The organism is Sutterella seckii (genome assembly GCF_009183815.1).
GTDB classification, from domain to species: Bacteria; Pseudomonadota; Gammaproteobacteria; order Burkholderiales; family Burkholderiaceae_F; genus Sutterella; species Sutterella seckii.
This window is the reverse complement of sequence record NZ_WEHX01000179.1, coordinates 1-1,466: the sequence shown is the minus strand read 5'-3', so window position 1 is coordinate 1,466 and position 1,466 is coordinate 1. Positions and strand designations below refer to the sequence as shown.

Here is a 1,466-nt window from a genome sequence, read left to right as displayed (position 1 = left end):
GGAGGTGAACGGTCGCAGAAATCCGGTTCACAGCCAGACGCGCACGATGCCGCCGTTTTTGACGCCTGCGCCCAAACGCAAACCCGGAAGACCCGCGAAGAAGAAAGCTCTGGAAGATACAGAGATGCCTAAGCGGAAACCCGGACGCCCCAAAGGCAGTAAAAACAAGAAAACGCTTGAACGGGAAGCTCTGCAGGCGACCATGCCTGCCCCCGCAAAACGTAAGCCTGGGAGACCCAAGGGCAGCAAAAACAAGAAGACGCTCGAAAGAGAAGCCTTGCTGGCTGCTCCTCCCAAGAGAGGTCGTGGCCGCCCCAAAGGCAGCAAGAACAAATCAACGCTGGAGCGCGAGAAGCGAGAAGCCCAGGAGAAGAAATCCAGCAAGCCTCTGTGAAAATATTCCCCTTATCGTCATGCAGCTTCAAGGGGTGCTGTTACCGGATTTCTGGAAATTCACGGAGTTTTTTGTCAAGTCCAATAGTATCCGTCGTCTTTTAACTTATTTTGTTAAGTACAAGACAACGATAATCCTCGCTCTCGTTGCAATGATCGGTGCAGGGGCTGCGTCGTCTTTGATTGCGCTTCTTCTCGGGAAGCTCACCGATATCGGTTTCTATCAGCAGGAGCCGTGGATCATCATTGCGGCGCCTGTCGGACTGATCTTCATTTCGGCATTGAACGGCGGCAGCATGCTCGCAAGCAACTATCTGCTTGCGAGAATCAGCCAGTCGGTGATGATGACGCTGCGTCGCGAGCTCTTTTCTCGGATTCTGCGCTGGCCTGCGACTGCTTATCAAAACAATCCCACCGGTCTCATTGCATCGAAATTCATCAACGAAGCGAATTTCGCGCTCTCGAGCGCTGCGAAATCGGCCATCATCCTCGTGCGCGATTCGGTTCAGACCGTCGCGCTCGTTATCATCTTGATTTGGCATAACTGGCTGCTCGCCATAGCGGCTCTTTGTCTCGGTCCCGTCATCGCAAAGTTGTTGCGCTGGATTTCGCAGAAGATCAAATCGGTGATGTTCTCCAGCCAGCAGAACGTTGCCACGCTCATCATGCGCGTGAAAGAGACTTACGAAGCCGAGCGTCTCATCAAGATTTCCGGCACGTACGACGCCGAGAAGAAGCGCTTTCGAGAAGTCAACGATCAAATTGCCGACCTGGCTATTCGCATCAATAAGATTTCTTCAATCGGCACGCCTGCGACCCAGCTGATCGGCATGACAGGTGTTGCCATCGTGCTGGCTATCGCGCTCTGGCAGACGCAGCAGGGCATGATCACGCTCGGCGAGTTCGTGACGTTCCTCGCCGCCATGCTCCTCGTTTTGCAGCCCCTTAAACGTCTTGCGGGCGTCAACACCGCCATCGGTGAATGTCAAGTGAGCTTTCGCCGATTTTGTTCTTAAAAAGTAGGTTGTAGTCTGAGCTCAGTGAGGGCTTTGCCCTCTCCGCCTTCGGCGGAT

General features: G+C 54.0%; 1 protein-coding gene and 1 pseudogene. Both read left to right on the top strand.

Annotated features, from left to right (window positions below; genetic code table 11):
- A pseudogene (locus GBM95_RS11665) lies at positions 1-394 on the top strand (IS1634 family transposase); the annotation flags it as partial.
- Positions 306-1,409 carry an ABC transporter permease gene (locus GBM95_RS11660; protein WP_193222702.1) on the top strand — a complete coding sequence of 368 codons (1,104 nt, stop codon included), beginning with the start codon at positions 306-308 and terminating at the stop codon, positions 1,407-1,409. The pseudogene GBM95_RS11665 and the gene GBM95_RS11660, both read left to right, overlap by 89 nt.
- Positions 1,410-1,466 lie beyond the last annotated feature (57 nt).